Annotated in this window: 17 protein-coding genes; 13 read left to right on the plus strand and 4 right to left on the minus strand. The window is 54.4% G+C overall.

Annotation, left to right across the window (positions count from 1 at the left end; genetic code table 11):
• The first annotated feature begins 8 nt into the window (after nt 1-8).
• From HMPREF2804_RS01925 to HMPREF2804_RS11060, 6 genes are all read left to right on the plus strand, one after another.
• Entirely contained in the window at nt 9-929 is a 921-nt protein-coding gene (locus HMPREF2804_RS01925; RefSeq protein WP_179918997.1) for an ABC transporter substrate-binding protein, read from the plus strand.
• Between the two features lie 463 nt (nt 930-1,392).
• Nucleotides 1,393-7,704: a DUF6531 domain-containing protein gene (locus tag HMPREF2804_RS01930; protein ID WP_070627026.1), complete on the plus strand. Its 6,312-nt coding sequence runs from the start codon at nt 1,393-1,395 to the stop codon at nt 7,702-7,704.
• 27 nt (nt 7,705-7,731) lie between these two features.
• Complete coding sequence (locus tag HMPREF2804_RS01935) at nt 7,732-8,430, plus strand: hypothetical protein (protein WP_070536619.1); 699 nt, start codon at nt 7,732-7,734, stop codon at nt 8,428-8,430.
• A gap of 26 nt (nt 8,431-8,456) precedes the next feature.
• Nucleotides 8,457-9,152 carry a hypothetical protein gene (locus HMPREF2804_RS01940; RefSeq protein WP_070627027.1) on the plus strand — a complete coding sequence of 232 codons (696 nt, stop codon included), beginning with the start codon at nt 8,457-8,459 and terminating at the stop codon, nt 9,150-9,152.
• Between the two features lie 128 nt (nt 9,153-9,280).
• Entirely contained in the window at nt 9,281-9,850 is a 570-nt protein-coding gene (locus HMPREF2804_RS10910; protein ID WP_168164899.1) for a hypothetical protein, read from the plus strand.
• A 339-nt stretch (nt 9,851-10,189) separates the two neighbouring features.
• Nucleotides 10,190-10,567: a hypothetical protein gene (locus tag HMPREF2804_RS11060; RefSeq protein WP_168164900.1), complete on the plus strand. Its 378-nt coding sequence runs from the start codon at nt 10,190-10,192 to the stop codon at nt 10,565-10,567.
• 113 nt (nt 10,568-10,680) lie between these two features.
• On the opposite strand, the gene HMPREF2804_RS01955 is transcribed toward HMPREF2804_RS11060, so the two are convergent.
• Nucleotides 10,681-11,163, minus strand: coding sequence for a hypothetical protein (locus tag HMPREF2804_RS01955; RefSeq protein WP_070627032.1), 483 nt, complete (start codon nt 11,161-11,163; stop codon nt 10,681-10,683).
• 150 nt (nt 11,164-11,313) lie between these two features.
• A complete protein-coding gene (locus tag HMPREF2804_RS01960) occupies nt 11,314-13,176 on the minus strand; it encodes an alpha,alpha-phosphotrehalase (protein WP_070627034.1) in 1,863 nt (620 codons plus the stop codon).
• A 378-nt stretch (nt 13,177-13,554) separates the two neighbouring features.
• On the opposite strand from HMPREF2804_RS01960, the gene ilvD reads away from it, so the two are divergent.
• Complete coding sequence (ilvD, locus tag HMPREF2804_RS01965; protein WP_070627037.1) at nt 13,555-15,399, plus strand: dihydroxy-acid dehydratase; 1,845 nt, start codon at nt 13,555-13,557, stop codon at nt 15,397-15,399.
• 100 nt (nt 15,400-15,499) lie between these two features.
• On the opposite strand, the gene HMPREF2804_RS01970 is transcribed toward ilvD, so the two are convergent.
• Nucleotides 15,500-15,910 (minus strand): putative quinol monooxygenase, encoded by a 411-nt coding sequence (locus HMPREF2804_RS01970; protein WP_246824095.1) that lies wholly within the window; start codon nt 15,908-15,910, stop codon nt 15,500-15,502.
• A gap of 155 nt (nt 15,911-16,065) precedes the next feature.
• Here HMPREF2804_RS01970 and HMPREF2804_RS01975 point away from each other — a divergent pair, with 155 nt between their 5' ends.
• Nucleotides 16,066-17,262, plus strand: a complete 1,197-nt coding sequence (locus HMPREF2804_RS01975; RefSeq protein ID WP_048753412.1) for an RNase H family protein — start codon at nt 16,066-16,068, stop codon at nt 17,260-17,262.
• Nucleotides 17,263-17,519: 257 nt separating this feature from the next.
• On the opposite strand, the gene cls is transcribed toward HMPREF2804_RS01975, so the two are convergent.
• Complete coding sequence (gene cls / locus HMPREF2804_RS01980; protein ID WP_070627039.1) at nt 17,520-18,998, minus strand: cardiolipin synthase; 1,479 nt, start codon at nt 18,996-18,998, stop codon at nt 17,520-17,522.
• 67 nt (nt 18,999-19,065) lie between these two features.
• Between cls and HMPREF2804_RS01985 the strand changes: the two genes are divergently transcribed.
• From HMPREF2804_RS01985 to HMPREF2804_RS02005, 5 genes are all read left to right on the plus strand, one after another.
• The gene (locus tag HMPREF2804_RS01985; RefSeq protein WP_048753409.1) at nt 19,066-19,779 is read left to right on the plus strand and encodes a TetR/AcrR family transcriptional regulator; all 714 of its coding nucleotides are present in this window, start codon (nt 19,066-19,068) and stop codon (nt 19,777-19,779) included.
• Nucleotides 19,780-19,781: 2 nt separating this feature from the next.
• Nucleotides 19,782-21,548, plus strand: a complete 1,767-nt coding sequence (locus HMPREF2804_RS01990; protein WP_070627040.1) for an MDR family MFS transporter — start codon at nt 19,782-19,784, stop codon at nt 21,546-21,548.
• A 139-nt stretch (nt 21,549-21,687) separates the two neighbouring features.
• Nucleotides 21,688-22,641 (plus strand): phosphoglycerate dehydrogenase, encoded by a 954-nt coding sequence (locus HMPREF2804_RS01995; protein WP_070627042.1) that lies wholly within the window; start codon nt 21,688-21,690, stop codon nt 22,639-22,641.
• Nucleotides 22,642-23,168: 527 nt separating this feature from the next.
• Nucleotides 23,169-24,164, plus strand: a complete 996-nt coding sequence (locus tag HMPREF2804_RS02000; protein ID WP_013398417.1) for an ABC transporter permease — start codon at nt 23,169-23,171, stop codon at nt 24,162-24,164.
• Nucleotides 24,161-25,234, plus strand: a complete 1,074-nt coding sequence (locus HMPREF2804_RS02005) for an ABC transporter permease (protein ID WP_070627044.1) — start codon at nt 24,161-24,163, stop codon at nt 25,232-25,234. The genes HMPREF2804_RS02000 and HMPREF2804_RS02005 overlap by 4 nt, the downstream gene beginning before the upstream one ends.
• Nucleotides 25,235-25,237: the final 3 nt, after the last annotated feature.

Below are 25,237 nucleotides of genomic sequence, written 5' to 3' on the forward strand. Positions count from 1 at the left end.
AGACTGGAATGGCACGCGGCGTTACCAGGCGGCGGGCATTGGGTGTTGTTGGCGCCCTTGGGATGTTAGGAGCGCTGAGTGCCTGCGGGCTGAGCGGCGAAAACGTTTTCGGCGGTGAACACGACGGCATTATTGTGGGGTCAGCAGCGTTCGCAGAGTCGCAGATTCTCGCCGAAGTATACTCCCAAGCACTAAATAAAAATGGGTTTAAATCGAGCACCCAGCTGGGGATTGGCGCGCGTGAAGCCTACCTGGGGGCGCTTACCTCCGGGGCTATCGACGTGGTTCCCGAATACTCGGGCAACCTGCTGTTGTATCTTGACGAGAATTCCACAGCGCAGACCAAACAAGAGATTCTGCAGGCGCTCGGTGGGGTGCTGGATAAAAACCTCAAGGCTCTGGACGCCTCGCAGGCGGAAAATAAAGATACCTTAGTCGTCACCCAGCAGACCGCCCAAAAATACAATCTGCACACCCTGGATGATATGGCGAAGGTCTGTACCGAACTGAAGATTGGTGCCGCTCCCGAATTTGCCGAACGCGCCTACGGAATTCCGGGGCTCAAAGATAAGTACGGGTGCGTTCCGGCGGAATTCGTCTCGCTTGCGGACGGGGGAGGGGCACTCACCGTCAAAGCCCTGCAGGATAACACCGTGCAGGTTGTAGATTTGTACTCGACCACCCCGGCAATTACGCAGAACAATTTTGTGATGCTCGAAGACCCGAAAAACATGATTCCGGCGCAGCAGGTACTCCCCATTATCAACACCAAACGGGTACCCGAGGATGCGCAGGCGGTACTGAACCGCATCAGCGCGGTGCTGACGACCGACGATTTACGCTCGCTCAATGACGAGGTATCCGGCGATAAGAAACTGGACCCATCCACGGCAGCGGCAAATTGGCTCAAAGATAAGGGGTTGTTGTAGCCTTTCTTCCTTTCTGCGCTGGATACCGCTAGGTTCTGGTGCTCAGAGAATATCCGGTTGGGGCATCCATTCCTTGGAATGCAAAGTAGCTTTGATCGTGAATAAAGCGTTGGTAATCCCGCTTTATTCGCGATCAAAGCTCTTTGTGTAGGTGGTGTACTAGAGGGCACCACAACTGTATACGCACGATGAAACACGTTCAAGAATGCTCCCAAATATCCTTGACCTTCAACGTTAAAGTAGATAGCCTTGAGTGAAACTTCCGTAGTCCATGAAATGTGAATGCGTTCAAGGAACTAGAGCGCGGATACACCAGTGATCGTTGCTTATACGGAAGATGTCATGCCTGATCAAGCCTCAGTTAAAGAGGCGTGGTGCATTATGCCCATCTGCTTCGGCGCGGGCAGAGTGCGCTCGTGAGCATCACACCATCTGAAACTACACACTTCCGGGGGAGTTCCTGATGTCTGAAGAATATAAAGCCTCACAAGAAGACGTGCACTTCGATAACGGCAGAGCAGACCAGCTGATGCGTCAGCTGCGTGAAGCCTCCGAATATTTGCACACCACGGACTCCACCCAGCGTTCAGGCGCTCGCGATCAGGCGATGACCGAATTTGCCGGACCGTACGCGGACCTTTTCGCGCACAACACGGAAACTGCTCTTCGCGATGGAAAACGGCTGGGCGATGCGCTCTCCGACGCCGCCAACGAACTTCAGAAATATAAGGAGCTTGCCCGTCTAGAGCAAGAGAACCGTCAGAAGGCTCGTGATTGGGATAAGCGTGACTTTTTCCAACAGGTTGGTGATTCGTGGTCAGGTAAGAAAAAGCCAGAAACTCATTCAACCGGACCGAGTCTTCGTACGCCGCCGCCAGCGACCGAGAGCTCTTCCCAAGGGGGAGAAGGCAAAGGCGGCTCCTTCCTAGAAAACGTCTCTGACATGGTGATGGATACGCTGGATCCGGCTAGGAAAAATATTAAGGTGGGCGGTCCGGGTGTCTCAAAGACTTCCGCCATCCCCGATAATCTTGATGTCTACTTCAATCAAGCGCGCACCCTGAGTGAGGACTTGGGGAAGAAACTTGAAAGCATCCAAAAGGAATACCAGGGGTTTATGGAAAATACCTCCTGGGGTCAGTTCGATATTAGGGGTCTGCTCAAAGCAACGGGTGACTGGGCTGGCAAAAACATGGAGGATGCATCCTTCGTACACGTGATCGCTGAGGCTTTCCGTCAGGCTGGTGCCTCTAGCAATATGGTGGCGACCTACGATAGCTTCCTGATTGAAGAAATTCTTGCGAAAGCAGGCGTTAAGGCGCAAGAACGCAAAGAACTTGATATTCCACTTGCTACGGTAGCTGGAGCTGATCTCACCTCGGGGTTCGTGAATGACCCTGTGAACGCCGCCACGGGTAACTTTATTGAGGAAGAGCTCGACCTTTCCTTCCCCGGCACTGGTTCGGGTACTTTGCGCCTGGAACGGATGTACAACAGCTTGGCGGTTACGCATCCTGATGAAATACCATCGGGTGTCTTTGGTCCCGGGTGGGCATCCACATTAGACCAGCACATGGAATTTACCGCTCAGGAAGCCCGCTGGCACACCCACGATGGTCGTATCCTCTTCTTCGCCCGCGAAGGTGAGGGGTATGCGCGATGCACCCACGAACCCTGGTGGCTGGAGAAGGTGACGATTGGGGCGGATCAGTACGAGCGTTTTACACAACTTCGTGATGAGGCATATTCCCAGGCGAAGACTGGTACCGCTGGTTCCTCGGCACCGTTCTACTGGGTGGTATCTAACGCTAAACACCATCGGATTTTCTTCACTCCTGCCGGAGATTGGGCGGGTACCGTTGAAGGGCATACGGCAAATACGGTAATTGCTTGTCGAGATGATCAGAGCCGGATTGCGGAACTTGTGCATCCGGTTACTGAACGCGGTCTTTACGTGCTCTACGACGAAGGCTCGAATGATTCGACCGCACCCCAACGTCCTGTAGCTGCTTACACCTACAACACTCGCGGCGACCACGCTGGCGAAGAGCTTGCCGTGGTGGAGTATACCTACGAAGGCGAACACTTGGTATCGGCGACCACGAACGCCGGAACCCGCGCATACTCGCATACAGACGAAGGACTAATCCGCGAAGTTACCAACGTTAACGGTCACGTTGAGGTGACAAACACCTACGATGATTCCGGACGGGTGATCCATCAGCTTACCGAATATGGGCGTGACGTCTCATACACCTACGCTCAGGGGCTGATGACTATTGTCGCTGACGCTGAAACGGGCGAGAACCCCAATATCTGGCGCAGTGATGAAAAGGGGCGCTTAGTCGCACTGTCTGCGGCGGACGGCAGCAAACAAACCATGCGATATGATTCCTGGGGCAACCGCATTAGTGTGACGGGGCGTGATGGCTCTTTGACCACACGGCGTTTTGACTCGCGCAGCCGCATAACCCGAGAACGCACCCCCGAAGGCGCGGATTACACGTATGTTTGGGATGATTATGACCGTCTGACAAGTATTTCAGTGCGGGATGCACGCGACCGGCGCAATTTGGGCGACCCGACCACGATAACCTATGAGTACGATGATACGGCGAATCCGAACCCCAGCGCGGTGACGGATGGCACCGGCGCAACCACGCGTTTTGACTGGAACGAACGTGGTAACCTCATCGCACAGATCGATCCCAGCGGTGTACGTACCGATTTCACGTATGACTCCCACGGGAATCTTGTGGCTATCACCAATGGTGCGGGCGATACTACTCGCCTTGTACGTGATGAGTTCGGGCGCGTTATCACAATTATTGATGGTCTTGGGTACGAAAATACACTGACCTACAGCAGCTCGGGCGTAGTAACCGCTATCCAGAACCCAGAAGGTGCCCGATGGAAGTTTATTTATCCGACCTTTGCTGAAAGTGACACTCCGGCGCTCGTACAGCAGGCGCAGCAACGCTACGGTGCAGAGCATACCCGCGGTTTCCTTCCCTCAGCGGTTATCGACCCCGAGGGGAATACAACCCGCTTTACCTATAACCAAGGCGGCGATATCGTATCTGTGACCGATCCTCTGGGGCGCGTAACTCGGGCGGATTACGATACCTGGGGCAACCTTGCGCGCTACGTAAACGTTTCGGGCGGCACCTGGGAGTACACCTGGGATGGGTTATCGCAGCTGAGCAGTATCACAGATCCCACGGGTGCTACTACTCGATACACCTATGACCTTGCGGGTGAAATTTCCAGTGTCACAGACCCGACCGGTGTGAAAGCAAAACGTTTTGTGCAGCGTAAAGGTGGCCTTGAACGTACTATTGCTGCTTCTGGTTCTTCGTTCAAACGGCTTGATGTGCTCGGGCGCGTAACCACCGAGGGAACACAGACCAGCCGCGGCCAAGAACATGTGGAAGACCTGGTGACCTATGATGCCGCTGGTCGTCCCGTAGAAATTTTGGATGCCTCCGGTGGCTTGACACGCATCGAACGCGATAAGGCTGGGCGCCCACTGCGTGTAGTATCTGCCGCAGGTCGTGTTGAGACTTACGAATATGATTCCGCTGGACGTACGGCAGCGCATGCCGTTGGACTAGATACTCCTAAACGCATTCCTGACGCCGAAGGGGTACTGCGCGAGGCAGAACCCACACGCTGGGCGGTCACCCGGTTTGAATATGACGCCGCATCTCAGCTTGTACGGCGTATCAACCCCGATGGCACCGAAGAAAAAACCGTCTATGATTCGTGCGGTCGTGTTATTCGTGTAGTTTCAGGTGCGCGAGTTGCCGCCTATGAGTATGACCGATGCGGTCGTATCACCTCAGTCCAAGATACAACCTACGGTCGCCGCACCTTCGCGTACGATGCTGCCGGGCAGATAGTCCGTGTAACGGATGGGCTGGGGTATCGCACCCACTTCTCATACACCGAAAACGGACAGGTGGCGCAGGTTATGGACGCTACCGGTCAGGTTACCGCCTACGAGTATGATGCTATGGACCGGGTAACCCGTGTGACGCGAGGCACCGGCACATCCCACGAGATCGTGGAAGAGTACGCCTACGATGCCGCTGGTCGTCCCACCCGTTACTTCAACGGTCTTCAAGATTATGCATACGCCTATAACTACAAGCGTGGCGGTAACCTCAAGAGCGCCAGCTGCAACGGTGTGTTGCTCGCCGAATACGGGCGTGAACGCGGGGATCGTGAGCTATGGGTGCGCGATTATGTCACCGCGCAGGAACTCGACCCCCAGGCATCCGACGGTTCCTACCTTGAGCATCGGTATGTGTATGATGCCCGAGGACTCCTCATCGAACGATCCCGCACGGGTGTTATTGGCGCAGAAGCGACCGAGAACCTCCACAATTCTGCGGATACTGATGCGAAAGCCCAGAGCCTGAGTACTTTCGTTTCGACCGGCGCTTATACGCTTACGTTCGAATACGATGCAGACGGCTACCGCACCATGATGGTTACCCCGTACGGCACCGAACAGACCGTTTATGACGGTGCCGGTCATGCTGTACGTCGTGAAGCATCGTCCTCTCATAACGACGAGATGACGGTTGCGGAGTATTCCTACGATGTGATGGGGCGCCTAGTGCGTGCTCAGCTGGGTGATACCCTTTCCACCTGGGAGTTTGACAGCGATTCTGGTTTGGTGTCTTCTTACACCCGCACCGCGCCTCATCACAGCGGGAAAGACGCGGAACATGCCCCTCATACGGAACGAACTGAAATTATCCGTGACCGTGAAGGCCGGATTATCGGGCTCGATACCGAAAACTCCCTGGTTATGTATTCCTATGATGCCGCTGGGCAGCTGACGGGCGCTCGCCAGGGTGAACGGGAATTTGAATGGACTTTCGACGCAGGGCTCATGGTTCGTGAACGTCTGTACCGCCGCCCCACTGAGCCTGAAACGCGGGAGAGCAAACAGCAAAGCTCTGAGCGCGTTTTGCTGGGTGAACGTACGTTTAGGTATAACGCGCTCAATCAACTTGTTGAGATTATCGCTCGCGAGAATGTGGGCGAGGATAATCCTCTGGAAACGGTTACAACTTACAGTTACGATGCCGCTGGGCGCCGTTCTCAGGAGACGGTAACAACAAGCCAGGGAAGCCGTCGAACACGTGAGTACTCGTGGGGCATGTGGGATTCTCTTGCCGCTGTTACGGATAACGCCGGGACAGGGCACTCGACGGAAGCATACTCTCGTGTGCGCTTGGTGACAGATGCCGTGGGCGAGCTTGCTCAGGTGACGGGGCTTGACGGTCGATCCGTGCCTTTGCTCTGGGACCCAACCGCACCGATTCCTCAAGTTTTGGGTGCCGGTTCTGTTCCTGCACCCGGTCATGACGGTGGGTTCTCGCAGGTGAGCGTTCCGGGCGGGTTTAACCCGTGGGGCGTGGGAACTCCCTCACAGCAGGAACCCTGGGGAAAGGTGCCTTCCGTGGTGGAGTCTCTTCTTCCTCAAGGCTTCGCCTTCTCGGGTGCCGGGAGTGTAAACGTTGCTGGTCTGGACGTCATGGGTGTGCGTACCTTCGATGCTGCATCGAAGCATTTCCTCTCGCTCGACCCGCTTGAATCGGTCCCAGGTACCGGTTGGTTTGCAGACTCGTATTCCTTCGTGGGCAATAACCCCGTGGGTCTCATGGATCCCTGGGGCACGCGACCTGTGTCGATTGAGGAATACGATAAGTATGCGGAGCATGCTAATGAACGTTTCTGGGTAAAAACTGCTTTCAACCTTGTAGCCATAGTGGCCACTGTAGCTGCGGTGGCTTTTACTGGGCCGGTGGCGATTATTGCGTTGGGTGCGATTGCGGGCGCGGCTTCCGCCGCTGCCTCGGCTATGGATAAGGTTGGTCCTGATGGCGGTATAGACTGGGGTGCTGTTGGGAAAGACGCGCTTGTCGGTGGTTTGGTCGGTGGTGTCACGGCTGGGGCAACTAAGATCTTTACGTTAGGTCGCGGCGGCTTCCTCTGGGAAAAAGGACAGGTTGCTCAAAAGATTCAGGGAACTCGTTTCTTGGCAAATAAAGCACCGGGTCGTTGGGCAAATAGGACTGTCGATAAGCTTCGAGCAAAGGACCCAAACCTCCTGGATGATAACTTTATCAAGACCCATGCCACTCGATTAGGTAAGCAGGCTGGTGAGATTACTGGTGACATGGTCTCGGGCACTATTGAGGGAGCCTACGATTATACTAAAAATGCTGGAGACGACTGGAGCGTTAAGGGTATGATTTCTAGCGCTGCCATGGGCGGAGGCCTTAAGGGCATTGGATCCGGTATCAAGGCTGTGCCTAAAGCTAGGATTGAGGGGGTCGATTATAAGAAACTCCCGGGCATTCGAAACTTGCCTGATGGTAGCCGAACACAGCGCTGGGCTACATCGGCTCTCAAGAATACAGCCTCTGAAGGTTTCAGCGCTTCAGTTGATATTCCCCGGTCTGCTACGTCTACAGCATGGCAGAATGAGAACCTGCGAGTGGATCGGGATCGGTATATACGACAGCATCCGGGGGAAGATCTTAAAGCGCATAATCAAGCCAAGGTTAAGGACAAGAATTTTATGGAAGTAATGGGTGATACAGCTGTTGATGAATATAACAAACAATGGGATGTTAAAAACGTTGGTAAAAACACTGTAAAAATTGGTCGTGGAGCCAAATCCTCATCTGATACAAATACTTCACAGACGCATCAAGGAGCAGAAAATTCTCCTGGAGAATCAGTAAGTGAATAGTATATTTAACGTTAGGAAAGGTTTTGTATGGATAATGCGTTTTTGGGTCCTCTTGTTTCTGCTTTGGGACGGGGATGGTTGTCGAGGTATAACCGGGGTAAGAAGGTAAATTCTAATATTCAGCGTATGCCTCTCATGATTGTTATGGCCTGGGCTCTTTGGGTTTTTAGTGTTGCTGCGGCAATATTTTTTACTGGGAGCACTATTAACGGTGGTGGTACTAATTTTGGTGGTGCCATGGCATTTGCGTTTGCCGAGTTAGTTTTTATTTTAAGTGGTCTATTATTTTATGCATTATATCGAAATATGTATGTGGAGATTACCCGTTCGTATGTGTTGCGGCGGGATGCTTTTCGATTTATTGAGAAGATTGAATATTGTCGTATTCGTGGGTATTCCTATTATGAGGGGCATGATCGGGAAGGTAATTTTGAGGATGGGCTGTATTTAAATGGTCCGTATGATGCTAAGGGTACTCCTACTCTTGGTGTTAAGCTTCATAGTAATTGGGCTAATTATAATTATGTGTTGGGGCAGCTTGCGTTTCGTATTGTGAATGAGCGGTGGGCTGATCCTGATTCTGATGAGGATCATGAGCAAGTTCAGGAGTATGTATCGTCGGGGCAGGCTCGAAATATTTGTTTGGAATATGATGGTATGGCTTTCCCTGAGAATAACATCATCCCGGACAAAGATCCTACAGAGGAAGACCCATCTAATGAGTAGGAGCTTCATAGTTCAGGCGGGTTGTTATGGATAACGCGTTTTTGAGTCCTATTCTTTCCGCTTTAGGTCGTACCTTTTTGTCGAGGTATAACCGGGGTAAGAAAGTTAATGCTGAGATTCAGCGGATGCCTTTGATGATTGTGACGGCTTGGGGTATTTGGGTTTTTAGTTTTGCTTTAGCAATATTGTTTACTGGGAGCACTATTAACGGTGGTGGTACTACTTTTACCGGTGTTATGATATTCGCGGTCGGTGAGGTTGTTCTTATTCTGCTTGGTCTGTTGTTTTATGTGTGGTATCGGAATGCGTATGTGGAGATTACGCGTTCGTATGTGCGGCGGCGGAACCTGTTCAGGCTTGTGGAGGAACTTGAGTATAGGCATATTAGCGGGTACGGATATCATGATGAGCCGAATGGCGCTATTGATACTGATGGGTTGTATTTAAATGGCCCTGAAGATGAGGAGGGTTTCCCTACTCTTGGTGTTCAGCTTCACGGTGTGTGGGCTAATTATGATTATGTGTTGGGGCAGCTGGCGTTTCGCATTCTCAAGGAACGGTGGGCTAATCCTGAGTCTGATGAGGATCATGAGCAGGTTTTGGAGTATGTGTCTTCGAGGCAAGCTCATCGGGTGTGCTTAGAGAATACTGGGATGGAATTCCCCGAGAACCTCAACAAGCCAGACCAAAATTCATCTGAGGAAAACTCTTCCGATGAATAGATTTGCCCCAATACAGGTAGGTTGTTGTGGATAACGCATTTTTGGGTCCCCTACTTTCTGCTTTCGGGCGGAGTTTTCTGTCGAAGCGTAATCGAGGGAAGTCTACAGGTAAAAAGAATATACACCGGATGGGATTTCTCCTTTTGGCTGCTTATGGATTCTGGGTTGTTTCCCTTGCGGCATTAGTGCTATGTCTGTATTTTTATTTCCGCTTCAACCGTTTTGACGGTATATGTCAGGGAATTTTAATGTCATGTTCGGTAGCAGGTCTGTTATTTTATGTGTGGTATCGGAATGCGTATGTGAAGATTACGCGTACGTATGTGTTGCGGCGTACTTTTCTCCGTTTCGTTGAAAAGGTTGAATATCGTCGTATTCGTGATTTTGGGTACTATGAGCGGACGGATCGTGATAATAATTTTGAAGATGGATTATATATTGATGGTCCCTATAATGATGAAGGATATTTTGATGAAGGGATAGAGCTTCATAGTAACTGGGTGAATATGTCGTATGTGTTGGGACAGCTTGCGTTTCGTATTGTGAATGAGCGGTGGGCTGAGCCTGAGTCTGATGAGGATCAGAACTTGATTCAGGAGTATATTTCTTCTGGGAAAGCGCGTGAGATTTGTTTGGAGCAAAGTGGTTTTGTTTTCCCAGAGAACGATAATAGTCCATACCGGGAAAGTAAGGAGTAATTTTATAGACGTACCAGATTATCTTACTGTCAATTCTTGCGATAAAAATGAATGAAGAAAGGAAAATTTATCATGGAAGATTTTCAGCCTTCTAGAATGTCAAACGGTCTTAAAGCATATCTGTCGAAGAGTAGTCAGAAGAATGACCCAAGTAATTTTAAAGAACAACGCATAAAACTTCTCGGTATCGCACAGATTCTGCTGAGTCTGCTGGGGATGTGCATTATGCTTTTTGCGTCCTCATATAGTTCTACGAACATATATATTTCTTTTGCCATCATGTTTGTTATTGCAATAATAGTTATTGGCATAACTTTAATTAATCTTAATACATACGTAATGATAACCCGAAGCTTTGTTGAAACTTGTACCTTCAAAGGGCATAAAAATAAGATTGAATATAAGAACATTACGGGATACAACGTCTATGATGACGGTTATGAAACCGGAATTGTCCTGCAGGGGAGCGGCAAAATAGTCAATAATGGGCGAGATATAAGCTCTGTGCAGGCATCAAGCGTATGTGCCAACCTAGCCTATCTCCAAGCCCAGCTAACCTTCCGCATCCTCAATAACCGTTGGGCTAAAGCCCACTCTGAGGACGACCAGAAACTACTTTTCGACTACATTGACTCGGGCCGGGCGCAAGATGTGTGCATGTCCCGCGGCGGAACCGTCTTTTCCAATGCGCAGGACGACCCTGCGCCTACGCACTAATTCTTCCGGGCGCATAAAAAGAGCCTTGATGATGGATAAAGAGTTGGAAATCCCGCTTTATTCATCATCAAGGCTCTTTTGACGGTCGGAGAAACTGGAGAGGGGAGAGGAGTCTAAGCGACTGGGAGTTCCGTGAGGGAGAGGCCTACCCGCAGGTTACCGAGCGCATCCGTCAGGTATTCGATGCCAGCCTCTAGGGAATCCAGCACATCCTCGCCCGCGCTAGAGACCACCACCGACGTCACGATGCGCCAACCAGCCTTACCGTTCGATGGCACGCTGAACCTGCCTAACCCAACAGCCTGTGCTCCCTCATGGATCCCGGCGAGCGCCACCTTGCCCCGCCCGGATGCGGGCACCACGCCCACCGTAAACCCGCCCGCATAGTAGGGGCGCGCAAACCCCAAATCCGGGTCAATCGCGTGCCCATCGGCGGAATCGTCACGAGTGAGGGAGCCCAGGAAGACGCGTACTGCATCCAAAATCTGCCGTTGGGATGCGCCACCCGGCACCTGAGCCACGTCAACCCGCACGCTCAGAAGCAAGTCAAGGTCGGCACGTTGGAAGGTTTCGGAAGGCATGTAATCAAAACTCATGCTCCCACTTTAACCGTGTTTTAAGCCGCGAACAGGTCGTTTTTTGCCGAACAGGTAGGAAAATCACACCTGCTCGGACCAAAAACCACCTGCTCGCGCATGTAACCATACCTGTAAATGCCCGTGTAACCGAGCAATTAATCTGGCGAGCTAAGAAGAAACGATGGGCTCTTCCACGATCAAAGCCAGTGATTCGTAGGGGCGCAGTGTAACCTCAACCTCGCGGGGATCGGAGCCGGAAACACCGCTAACCTGACTGAGCGGATTCTTGTAATTACACAAAAGCACCCGTGCAGACTGCACTTCCGCTGGAACTCGTGAGCCTTCACTGCCAGCGACTGCGTCCAGAACCTCGCCCGGCATGAACTCGGCAGGAACACGCACCGCCGTCTCGTCCCCAAAGAAATTATTGAGCACCAACAGCCGCGTGCGCGTGCCCTTAGCGATATGTTCACGCAGGTACCCGAAGACCCGCTCATGGTCGAGCGCATAGGGCGCATAATTGCCTTCAGAAATCACAGGGTACTGCCCACGCAGGCGAATCAGCTCGCGATAGTACGGCAAAATCACGCCGTCACGTTCCTCATCCGCCACCGAAATACCCGCACCGGTTGCCGCATCCACGCTGGGCGCGGGCGCCAGCCAGGGAGCGGCGGTACCAAAACCAACCGCTCCACAATCCCCACCGGAACCAGACTCCCACTGCATGGGAACACGCGAATTATCCCGTGCCTTGGCGCGCACAACCTCAAGCGCCTCGCCTTCCGAGAGACCCCGCGCACGCAGGGTCTTAAAAGCGTTATGGGCCTCAACATCCACGTAGTCGTCAATCGAAGAATACACCGGGTCAATCATGCCGATCTCTTCGCCCTGATAAATATAGGGTGTGCCGCGCAGCAAGTGAATCACGGTCGCCAGCATGGTCGCAGATTCCGCCCGGTACCGCTGAACGTCACCAAAACGGTTGAGTGCGCGGGGCTGATCATGATTATTCCAAAACAGCGCATTCCACCCGCCGCCCGCCTGCATGCCCAGCGCCCAATCGTTGAGCAGTCCCTTTAGTTCAGCAAAGCGGAACGGCACCTTCGACCACTTCTCGCCGTCCTCATAATCCACCTTCAGATGGTGAAAACTAAACACCATATCGAGCTCGCGGTTCTCAGGGTTGGAGTAGCCCACGCAGTTCTCAATGCTCGTCGAAGACATTTCACCCACGGTCACGGTATCCCCATACCACCCGAACGATGCGCGGTTCAGCTCCCGCAGACGCGTGTGCACGATGGGCGTATCGGTATACAGGGTCTTATCGACAACCCCGGCGGGCGCATCCTCAAGCTCCTCGGACTTGCCGATCACGTTAATGACATCGAAGCGGAACCCGCGAACACCCTTGTCATACCAGAAATTGACGACCTTATAGAGCTCCTCACGCACGGTGGGGTTGTACCAGTTCAGATCAGCCTGTGTGACGTCGTAAAGGTGCAGATAGTACAGCGGCACCCCCGATTCGTCCCGATAAACCTCACCCGCCGTATCGGTGAAAGGCTCCCAAGCCGAACCGCCAAATTTCGACCCCCAGTTCGTGGGCGGAACCACCGTGCCGTCAGGCTGAACCCGCCCCGGGCGAAGATAGAAATAATCCCAGTACTCGTGCTCGCCCGCCTGCGCCCGCCTAAACCACTCGTGCTCGATCGAAACATGGTTGAGCACCATATCAAACATGACCCCGATGCCGTGCTCCCCAAACGCGGCGATCATCTCCTCAACATCCTCCATCGTGCCCAACTCAGGGTTAATGGCGTAGTAGTCGGAAATGTCGTAGCCGTTATCATGCTGGGGCGAGGCGAAGAACGGGTTGAACCACACCATGCCCACCCCCAACGATGCCACATAGGGCACCTTCTCGATAATGCCGCAAATATCGCCGGTTGGCCGCCCGTGCGCAGAATAGAATGACTTCGGGTAGATTTGGTAGATCACGGTGTTGCGGAAGGAGGCGGGGGAGTGAGACATAGAAGATACATCCAATGGAGAAGATAAAGGGGGCGGCCGTACGAGTCTTCGTGCGCTTGCGTAGCGTTTGTTCGCTAGCTGGCGCAAATCACGCGGCGGGAGTTCTTACCCCACCAGCATAGGGGGCATAATAGACTCATTCCACGCTGCACGGGGATATAGTCTCAAGGGGGCAAATCTGCCGCAGATCCGGCATCCTTGCCCGCCCCGCGGCATAAGGTGCGCGCCGCATCCATACTCACCCTTCGGCGCGCCACAGGCACAGCTCATGACCAAGCATCACGGCATGCCAACATATGAAACCAAAGTAACCCTTCGATGATTGGGCGCCCGCCTGCGCGTAGAATCTATAGATGCATCACAACGGAAGGTAAAGACATGCCCGAATTACGCTCACGCACCTCAACTCACGGTCGCAATATGGCGGGTGCCCGCGCTCTATGGCGCGCAACCGGCATGGGTGATGATGATTTCGGCAAACCGATTATTGCGATTGCCAACTCTTACACCCAGTTCGTACCCGGTCACGTGCACCTGAAAAATATGGGCGACCTGGTGGCTGGCGCTATTCGTGAGGCTGGCGGCGTGGCGAAAGAATTCAACACCATTGCGGTTGATGACGGCATTGCGATGGGCCACGACGGCATGCTCTATTCCCTGCCCTCACGCGACCTCATTGCCGACTCGGTCGAATACATGGTGAACGCTCACCGTGCGGATGCGCTCGTATGTATCTCGAACTGCGACAAGATCACCCCCGGCATGCTCTTGGCAGCAATGCGCCTGAATATCCCCACAATTTTCGTGTCGGGCGGTCCCATGGAATCCGGCGAGGGCGTTGAAGGCGTTGTGGAGCACCGCCTGGATCTGGTGGATGCAATGGTCATGGCGGTGGATGATTCCGTGAGCGATACCGCGCTCGCCCAGATTGAGAAGAACGCCTGCCCCACGTGTGGTTCGTGCGCGGGCATGTTTACCGCAAACTCCATGAACTGCCTGAATGAAGCGATTGGTCTGGCACTGCCCGGCAACGGTACCACGCTTGCGACCCAGATCGCGCGTAAAGAACTGTTTTTGCAGGCGGGTAAGCGCATCGTTGGCCTGGCGAAGCGCTACTACGAGCAGGATGACGAGTCCGTTCTGCCGCGCTCTATCGCCACCAAGGAAGCCTTTGAGAACGCTATGGCGCTGGATGTGGCTATGGGCGGTTCCACCAATACTGTACTGCACTCCCTAGCTATTGCGCATGAGGCTGGCGCTGACTTCACGCTGGACGATATCGACCGTATTTCGCGTAAGGTGCCCTGTCTGGCGAAGGTTGCACCGAACTCTACGAAGTATCACATTGAGCATGTGCACCGTGCGGGCGGTATCCCCGCGCTGCTGGGTGAGCTGAACCGTGCCGGGCTGCTGCACAAGAACGTTCATTCTGTTCATGCGGATTCGCTGGATGAATGGCTTGCCGAATGGGATATCCGTTCCGGTACCGCGAGCGAGCAGGCTCAAGAACTGTTTCTTGCCGCACCCGGCGGGGTGCGCACCACGCAGGCGTTCTCGACCGCGAACAAGTACGAATCGCATGAGACGGATGCCGAAAACGGGTGCATTCGCTCCGTGGAGCATGCCTACACGAAAGACGGCGGTCTGGCGGTTTTGCGCGGCAATATCGCCCAGAACGGTGCGATCATCAAGTCCGCCGGTATTGATGAAGAACTTTTCCACTTCGTGGGTAAGGCATTCGTGGTTGAGTCGCAGGATGAAGCTGTGTTTGAGATTCTGTCGAAGCACGTGAACCCCGGCGATATTGTGGTGATTCAGTATGAAGGCCCGAAGGGCGGCCCCGGCATGCAGGAAATGCTGTACCCCACCTCGTACCTGAAAGGCCTGGGCTTGGGCAAAAGCTGCGCACTCATTACCGACGGGCGTTTCTCGGGCGGTACCTCGGGCATTTCGATCGGCCACGTCTCACCGGAGGCTGCCGCCGGTGGCGCTATCGGTCTGCTGGAAACCGGCGACGAGATCGAGATTGACGTGCACAACCGCATCCTGCGGGCGAATGTGCCGGACGAGGTTTTGGAGGCGCGGCGCAAGGCGAAGGGCGCCCTCCCGTGGAAGCCCACTAAGCCGCGTGAACGTCAGGTCTCGAATGCGCTGAAGGTTTACGGGATGCTGGCCGCCTCTGCCGATAAGGGCGGGGTGCGCATCCTCCCGGAGGGAATCTAGTCGCCTATTGACCGAGCATAAAAAGAGCCTTTATTTGAATAAAGCGGCGAAAAACCCTCTTTATTCAAATAAAGGCTCTTTTTAGCAGGGAAAGCTGGCGCTACATCTCGAAGATGCGCACGTCCAGCTCTGCGGCGAGCAGCGGCTCCCAGGTTTTCACAGCGGCACCGAAATGCTCGGTCGCCATATGTGCTTCGAGTGCCTGCTGTGACTCCCAACGCTCAATAAACGCGAAAGTGCGCGGTTCACCCGCAGGGGTCTCACCGGCGGCGGGACCAAAATCGTAGCTGATATTGCCCGCATCCTTGCGCGATGCATCGACGAGAGCGGGGACGGATGCCAGGAACTCTTCAACGTGCTCGGGCTTGACCGAAACACCTGCATAAACACCGATCATGGTGTGCTCCTTCTCAAGGTTAGATATACCGGATAACTCCAACCCTACACCGTCGCACAGATGCGCGCCAGAGCGGGGCAGAACCTCCCATTCACCGCGCATAATTCCCGCCAAGAAACGGTTTTAGCTTCCCTTTTTAAGGTTCTTCGCTGACTGTAAAATAACCTGTTCAACGTTTGCGCACAGACACCGGCGAGCATATAAAAGATAGTGGAACAATTCCTCACTACACGAAAGAAGGAGACTATGCGGCAAGGGGGTGTACACACGTGGGATTCTCACCGGCTCATATTAAACGGTGCACCCTAACCTGGGAGGCGCCCGACTACAGCACCTCATACCCGGCGGGCTATACAACTCGGGGCGTGGCTGTGATTGCGGTCGCCGAATACACCCGTAAAACCAAGGGGTACTGTTACAGCACCCTCACGGCTCTTGTCTATATTTCGCGTGAAAACGGTGAGCGCATTGTCATCAACCAGGAACCGGTGGTTGAATCGTGTATGCATTCGCTTCTTGACCCGTGCGATGTGGTGCACCCGAAGACTTTGGGGCGCATTGTGCTTAATGCCTGGGATGTTATTCCTTCGGATTATACGCACCACCTGGTGACGGTTGCTGCCGACCGGCACGATTTGAAGCTTCTTTTTCGTAATTGTGAGCAGCTTAAGAAGGCGATGGAGTACCGGGCGTTTGAGAAGGTGCTTGACCCTTACGATAACCATTCGCTGGGTGAGGTGCATGTGCGTCTTGCCGGTACGGATGCCGCCGAGACGATGCGCTATTTTCAGGATCGTGCCGAGCAGCTGACCGAGCAGATGATCGCTGATACGTTGGCAGAGGTTCCCGAAAATCAGCTCGTGGACTATAACGTGTTTACCGATTGTTCCTTTCGCGCCACCCATAATAAGAAGTATTTGCGCGGTGGGCGCATGGGCATTGCCGGGGTGAGTGAGGACGGCTTCTATTTTCACACCCACTATGATGCCGTGAATATTATGACCGGTGAGCTTTCGGCGATGCTCGCGGCGTTTCACGTGTTTTATCACGGCGGTCGCCGCCTGATTATTAACACTGATTCCTTGGGCGCGCTGACTTTTCTTCTTCGGCTGGCGCACAGCCGTTGGGCTTTCGATTATTGGGTGCGTGAGGGCGTGCAGGATGCCCGGGTTATCGCCGAGATGGAACAGCTGACTGCGGCTATTCGGGCGCATCGGGTGATTGTGAAGCATGTGCCGGGCCATACCGGGCACGGTCTGCAGGAGAGCAGCGATTCGGTGTCGAAGATGCACCGCCATTTTCCGGGGCAGATCGTGGATAAGCGGCATACGGTTGAGTTCAACCGCCGGTGCGAGTCGATTATCACGGCTCTGTCGGGGTGCAAGAAGGCCGTGCGGCTGCCCAGTCCGGAGTGGCTGCAGATTAAACCCTCGGCGATACACGCGGGAAATCGCATGTGGCGATAGGCTATATACTATATTTTTGGGTAGAAATGGACGACGCGCGATGCGTCCGCGACGGGTGCGGGCGATCGTGCGTTTTCTGCATTCGCGGAAGAAAACATCGCGGATACGGCGAATCGGTATAAAACCCCATGTCAGCTGGTCTTTCAGAGGCGGCAGAAGGTGCACTTGCACGCGGTTATCACCACAGCCGCAGGTACCGCTTCGAGAGCGCGGTCATGCCGAACTCCCTCATGTTACGGGCTTTCCCAGCCCGAGTTTTACAGGAGCGATGACCAGAGTCGGCAGATATTTTCGGTGACTTTAATGCGTTGCGGGCGTGAGGACCACGGGCCATAACGCAATTCCGTGCAGATACTTTCGTAGGTTTTCGCAACGTCGGCGAGCGCATCCACCATAGCGGGGTCTGCGATAAAGGTTGATACTTCGAGGTTGAGCGAGAATGAGCGGGGGTCCATATTCGAGGAGCCGATAAACGCCATTTCGTCATCTACGTACATGAACTTGGAATGCAGCACTGTGGGGCTGGGGTATTGCAGAATGCGTACCCCGGATTGCAGCAGCGTCTCGTAGTAGGAGCGCTGCGCCATATTGGGGAGGAACTGGTCGCCTTTTTCGCAGACGATCACGGTGGTTTCGATGCCCGAGAACGCTGCGTTGGTGAGTGCCTGCAGCAGGGTTTCGTCGGGCACGAAGTAGGGTGAGCAGATGGTGATGCGTTTTTCTGCGTTATAGATCATGTAGTTGATTAGACGCAGGTTGTTTTCCGTCTCGAACCCGGGGCCGGAGGGAACCACTTGGGCGCGCATTGAGCCTGGAACGTAGGGGATTTTCGCCTCAATTTCTTCGAGGATCAGCTGGTTTGTTTCGGAGTACCAGTCGGAGACGAACACGGCGTTGAGTTCTTCGACGATGGGACCGGTGCATGAGAAGGTGAGGTCTTTCCATTCCAGACCTTTACGCACGTTTTCTTTGAGGTCGTAAGAGCGGTGGATGGCGTTTTGCGAGCCTGAGAATGCCACTGCGCCGTCTATCACGAGGACTTTGCGGTGATTGCGCAGGTCGGGGCGCTGCCATTGCAGCCGCCAGGGTTTGACGGGCAGCATCAGGCGCCATTCGATACCCGATTCGTTGAGCATTTTTGTCAGCTGCCGGTATGAAGGGTATTTGCGCGAGCCGATATGGTCGATGAGCACGCGCACCCGCACGCCACGTTTTTGGGCGGCGAAGAGGGCATCCCAAAGTACTTTGGAGGCTTCGTCGTAGGCGGTGATGTAGAACTCGAAGTGAACGTACCGCTGGGCTTTGTTGACTTCCTGCGCCATGATGCGCATGGCTTCGTGGTTGTCGTTGTGCAGGGTGAAGGAGTTTCCGCCGACGAGGGGGAGCGAACCGAGCTTGTAGTTGAGTTGGCTGGCGACCAGGGTTGCTTCGTTGAGCCCGTCGGAGTCGGTGAGCTGCGGGGTGCCGCCGGTGGTCTCGCGGATCAGGTCGTTCATGGCGTGCTGCCGGGCTCGCCGGTATTGCGGAAGGTGAGAGGACCCGAAAATTAGGAAGGCTAGGAACCCGATGAACGGGATGAAGAAGATAGCCATGAGCCAGCCGAGTGCGACCACGGGCTTGCGGTTGTAGGGCAGCCAGAATAGGGACAGCACACGGATGCTCAGGTCTGCGAAGAACAGAATAATCCTGAGCCAATCGGGTAGAAAGTCGAGGTATGCGGGTGAAAAAAAGTTCACCTTATTATTATGCCTAGCATCTTGTCTTCTGTGGGGGAGAGGCAGGACACGCCGCGTCGCCCACATAATGCAGTTGTGCAAAAAGTGCATAAATGCAATAATTGCAGTTATGCAAAAACCTGAGCCGAGTCGCGCCGAGACAAGCCTGCGTGAACGCCGCCGCGAACGCACCTGGGTGAACATTCACGAAACCGCCCTGCGCTTAGCCCGCCAGCACGGTATGCGCGGCAGTACTGTCGAAGACATCGCTGCGGAAGCTGGAATCTCGCCCCGCACCTTCTTCAACTACTTCGGAACTAAAGAGGATGCGGTGCTCGGCCTGCGCGCCCCCGCCATCACCGACGAGCTGCTCGCCAGCGATCGGGCGCACGAGAACGACAATCTCATCGTGCGTATCACCCATCTGCTGCTGTACATCGTGCGGCATAGCTTCAACTTTGCCGACCACGCAAAATTCCGGGAGCGCATCGACGAATTCCCCGAATTCAGGCACCGGCTGAAGGTACACCATATCAACTGCGAACAGGTGCTCATCGACTACCTCAACACCGTCGATTGGGATGCCTTCAATACCGCAGGAAGGCGCGGCCCTTTGATAACCCGCCCCGAGAATATGCCGCTAACAGAAACTGCCGAAGAACGCACCCGTGCCACAGTCCAGCTCGCATCCGCGGTGCTGCGGCAGCTGCACTTCGCCAAGGATATTGCCGACGAAGACGAGGTCGAGCGGCGCATCCACAACACCGTCAAAACTTTTCAAGCCCTGCTGAAGGAAAACTAGGAATGACGTCGCACTCAGACAAACCCGCTGAAGCCACCACGGCTGAAGCTAAAAAACATCAAATAGCGCTCATGTTCTCCGGCTTGGTCATCGTGATGCTCATGTCGGCACTGAACCAAACCATCCTCGCACCCTCACTGCCGACCATTGTGGGCGAACTGCACGGCGTGGAGCATATGAGCTGGGTAATTGCCACCTTCATCCTGCTCTCCACCATCACCATGCCGGTGTACGGCAAACTCTCCGACCAGTTCGGGCGTAAACCCTTCCTGATTTTTGCCATCCTCTCCTTCATGACAGGATCTATCATCGGCGCGCTCGCCCCCGATATGACCTGGCTAATCGTCGCCCGCGCACTCCAGGGAGTCGGCGGTGGCGGCCTCATGATTCTTTCCCAATCCGTGGTCGCAGATGTAATCCCCGCCCGCGAACGCGGTAAATATATGGGTATTATCGGCGGCGTCTTCGCCTTCTCCTCGGTCGCCGGGCCGCTCATCGGCGGGTGGATCACTGAGGGTCCCGGCTGGCGTTGGGCATTCTGGCTTAACCTGCCGCTTGCCATACTCTCAATCTTTGCCGTCATTTTCCTGCTCCCGCACACCGCGCTCAAAGACCGCGAAAAGCGGCAGATAGACTACCTGGGCAGCATTATTCTCATGGCAGGAACCAGCGCGCTCGTGCTTGCCACCATCTGGGGCGGCAACCAGTACGCCTGGAACTCCCCGCAGATTATTGGGCTTCTCATCGCATCCGTCGTCGCGGCCCTGATCTTCATCCCGGTTGAAAACCGCGCCGTAGAGCCGATCATGCCCATGTACCTCTTCACCAACCGCAACTTCCTGCTCACCCTGGGCGCCTCTCTCGCCCTTGGCGTTGCCATGTTCGGTGCCGTCGAGTACATTCCCACCTACCTGCAAATGTCCCTGGGCGTGAGCGCAACCGTGGCGGGTCTGCTCATGATTCCCCTCATGGGTGCCCTGCTCGTGGTCTCCATTATTACCGGGCGGCTGGTCTCCGCACGCGGCAAATACAAGGCATATGTGGTCACCGGTACCGCACTCGTGGCGCTCGGGCTCTACCTAATCTCCACCATCACCCCGAGCACCCCCACCTGGATCTTCTGCAGCTACATGGCGGTCATGGGTGCGGGCCTGGGCATGTCGATGCAGTTCCTCACCCTCATCGTGCAAAACGCCTTCCCCATCACCGTCGTAGGAACCGCCACCGCGGCAAACAACTTCTTCCGCCAAGTCGGCTCAACCGTGGGCGCATCACTCGTGGGCGGCCTGTTTACCTCACGCCTGAGCAGCCTGCTCAGTGAACGCATGCCCGCGCAAGCAGTAGCCTCGGCGGGGGAACACGGAACCTCCTCCCTGACTCCCGAGCTCGTCAGCCGGATTCCCGAGCCGATTCACGGCATTATCGTGAACGCCTACAATGATGCCCTGATCCCACTTTTCCTCTACCTGGCACCACTCGGGCTAATCTCCGCGCTTCTGCTTCTCTTCATCCGCGAGGATGCGCTCGCCACCACCATCGAAACGCACACTACTACCGATGTGGCGCGTTCGGCAACCGGCGCCATTGATGTCATCACGCCCGAAATGGCGGCGAAAGATGCCGAATGCCTGAAGAAAATGCAGGGTGAATCGCATACCGTGATCGACCCGGAATTTGCCGGTAGCGCATCCGATGCACCGGCGAAAACCGAGCCTCGTGGCGAGGGTCGAGAGGATGCCGGCGAACCTTCGCGCGGCACCAAGCCCTAGCGACTTCTTAGGTAACCCTATACAGTTATTCCCCTCGCACGCTATGCTGGAGGGGAATAATTGTTAACCCCCTCACACGGGATGCGGGTTGCCTTCGTCGCTGAACGTTAGCCTGCATGCACCATCCACAGGAGGACCCATGAAGATTCTGATTCCTACCTCAATTACGCTCGACGAAGAGAAACTAGGGCTTGAACCCGGCGATATCGTGCGGCACTACAACCCCACGGAACCCATTGCCGAGGAAGATACCGATGCCGAAGTTCTGATTGCTTGGGCGAATACCGCCGATCAGCTCGCGGATTCCGCCCGACGCATGAAAAATGTGGGGCTTATTCAGGCGCTTCTTGCGGGGCCGGATGCGGTGCGTGTGGCGGGATTCACCCCAGATGCCGCCATCTGTGCAGGTGTGGGTCTGCACTCGAAAACCGTTGCGGAACATGCGCTCGCGCTGACCCTGAACTTCGTGCGTTTCTTGCCGACGCTGGCGCAGGCAACGGCCGAGCATCGTTGGGCTGAGGAGCTAGGCGGCGCGCAGGAACTTCATCCGAAAGACCAGGTCACCACCCTGCTTGATGCCAATGTGCTCGTGTGGGGCTTTGGTTCGATTGGTCAAGAGACAGCGCGGCTCTTCAAGGCTTTTGGCGCGAACGTAACCGGCGTTGCACAGAGCGCGGGGGAGCGCTCTGGATTCCCGGTGATTGCGACCGAACAAATCGATGAATACCTGCCAACTACGGATATTCTCGTGATGGTGCTTCCCACCAGCGATTCGACCTTCAAAGCGCTCGATGCCCATAAGCTGCAGCTGCTGCCCAAGCGCGCCTACCTGATTAACGTCGGGCGCGGTACCACTGTTGATGAGGATGCGCTCATCGCCGCCCTAAACTCCGGCTCGATTGCGGGCGCTGCGTTGGACGTGACGGCGACCGAACCGCTCCCCTCCGATTCGCCCCTCTGGGATGCGAAGAATATCGTGATCACCCCGCATGCTGCCGGTGGGCGCCCCGTAAATCCGGAGGAACTGATCGCCCACAATATTCGTGCTTTCAGCACCGGTGCGGCTGCGAGTGAGTACCGTAACCGGTTCTAGAATTTCAACGAACGTAGAAAGTCACGTGTAAAAGAGATACATTCTCACCCCGTACCCTGTGATGCCATTCATAAATCACAGGATACGGGGTGCTTTTAGTATGAGATTCATAAAATTTTTTTGCCCTAAATCCCGAAAATATAAGTTAGGGCCTACTTATTTTAGATGTTGGTTTTGCTCCTGTTTACATGGTTTTTCGTGGATTTTTTGGGGTCTGGAGAGGGTTTGAGGCGTTCTGGAAAAATATGACGCCACAAATCTTCGGTGTGTGTAAATCTTTCGTAACTTTTTGCCGAACCTTATTTTGATAGCGATACCGGGGATGCCGCCTCCCAACTCCTCGCAGTACCCCGCAAAATGGTGCTTGTCGGCTGATTTTAAGGCGATGTGGGTTTGGTGGATACCCGAATGTAAATATAAGATAAAGGAACTACGCTTCTAGTGACTGTAGTCACTGGATTATCCGATGACGGAAGCTGTAACACACATGCCTACGAAACCAGAATATCTAGGAGGGGAACCGCCCCATGTTTAGGTATATCCTCCGGAGGTCGCTCACTTACCTCGTGATGGTTTTCTTAACCACGACTATGGGTTATTTTGCGGCTGTTACCACGCTAAAACCTGCCCTTTTGGAGCAGGAAAAGGTGCCGCGCCCCTCGCCTGAACAGGTGAATCGCACTCTCGCCTCCCTCGGACTCGACCCCGAAATGAGTGCGTGGGACAGATACATTCAATGGCTGACGAATGTTGTCACCAAATTTGATTGGGGACGCAGCCCAAACAGCGGATATATCAATCAGGAATTCGGTCAGCGCCTGTGGGTTTCTACCAGATTGATGCTCGCAGCGACTATTTTGACCATTATTATCGGTGTGGCGCTGGGTGTTTACTCGGCAGCGCGTCAGTACAAGTTTTCCGACCGGGTTATTACCGGGTATTCCTATCTCGTCTATATTATTCCTGCCCCCGTGGCATACTTCGTGGTGCAGCAGGGAGCGACCGCCATTAACAACATTGTGGTTGAAAACGGCGGCGAAAAGATTTTCTATGTGACCGGTATTTCGACGCCCGGTGTAACAGGCTTCTGGGATACCACCATAGACATGGCGGCGCACTATGTGGTGCCGACCTTCTGTATGACGATTTTCGGATGGGCTAGCTATCAGATTGCTCAGCGGCAATACCTGCTCGATAACGTGAACGCAGACTTCGTGCGTACCGCTCGCGCGAAAGGACTCACCCGTAACCAGGCGATTACCCGCCACGCCCTGCGTGTGTCCTTTATCCCGGTGGCACAGTCGATTGCATACACCATTCCCACCATCTTTGCGGGTGCCTTCTTTGCGGAGTCCGTGTTTGCATGGCCCGGCATCGGTAAATGGTCTATTGATGCGATTGGTCAGCAGGATGTGAACGCTGCGACCGCTACTCTCGCCTACGGTTCCGTGCTGTTCGCCATCGGTGCCATTATCGCCGATATCGCGACCACGATCGTCGACCCCCGAGTGAGGATCTCATGAGCCAGGTAACTGAAACAAGCACGGTACCTGTCGTGCAGAATGGTGACTTTAAAGTTCTCAACAAGAATGTGATTATCCTCCGCCGCTTCTTGCGCAACAAGGCTGCGGTGTTCGGGCTTATCGTCTTTATCTGTGTGGGGCTTTTTGGGTACTTCGGCAAATATGTTTCCAAGTACTCCGCAACCGAATCTGACTTTATGACCCTTGGCGGTGAAGGCCCCTCCGCAGAGCACTGGTTTGGCACCACCGTGGGCGGTAACGATCTCTTCGCCATGATGAGCGAAGCCGTGTGGACCTCAATGGAAATCGGTCTGGTCGTGGGTATCGCCACCGTCATTATCTCCGCGATCTACGGTTGTGTGATGGCGTACTTTGGTGGCTGGATCGACAGGGTTATGCTCTTCCTCTTGGAAACCATGATTATGGTTCCCTCGCTGCTGATTTTGGCGATTTTCATCAACGGTCAGATCGGTAAGCAGATTCAGAAGACCGTTCCCACGTGGATTGTGCTCTCCTCTGTGCTGATTGTATTCGGCTGGATGGGGCCTGCCCGTGTGATTCGTGCGATGGCGCAATCCCTGATTGGGCGCGATTACGTGAAGGCAGCACGTTACATGGGCGTACACCCCTTCAAGATCGTGCTGCGGCACCTCGTACCGAATATCGGCTCGATGCTCGTGCTGAACTTCACGACCGGCATCATGATCGCTGTGCTCTCTGAGGTTGCGTACTCCTTTATCGGCATCGGTATTACCTATCCGAACTACTCACTAGGGTCGTTGATTTCCGATGCCGCGCAGCAGCTTAATACCCTGCCGCATATGTTCTGGTTCCCCGTTATCTTCTTCTTCCTGCTGGTGGGGCCGCTCTCGCTCATGAATGATGGCCTGCGCGACGCCTTCGACCCGACCTCCATGTCGGTCGGTAAGATCAAGAAGTCAAAGAAAGCTAAGAGCCAGAAATCGGCATCCAAAGTCGAAGACGCGCAGGGTCAGGAAGCCGACGCTGCAGCACCATCAACCGACCCCAATCCCGATGCTCAGGCATCCACCCAGAATGAGGAGGCATAAAAC

It is taken from the genome of Rothia sp. HMSC065G12 (assembly GCF_001811455.1).
In the GTDB taxonomy this organism is placed as follows: Bacteria; Actinomycetota; Actinomycetes; order Actinomycetales; family Micrococcaceae; genus Rothia; species Rothia dentocariosa.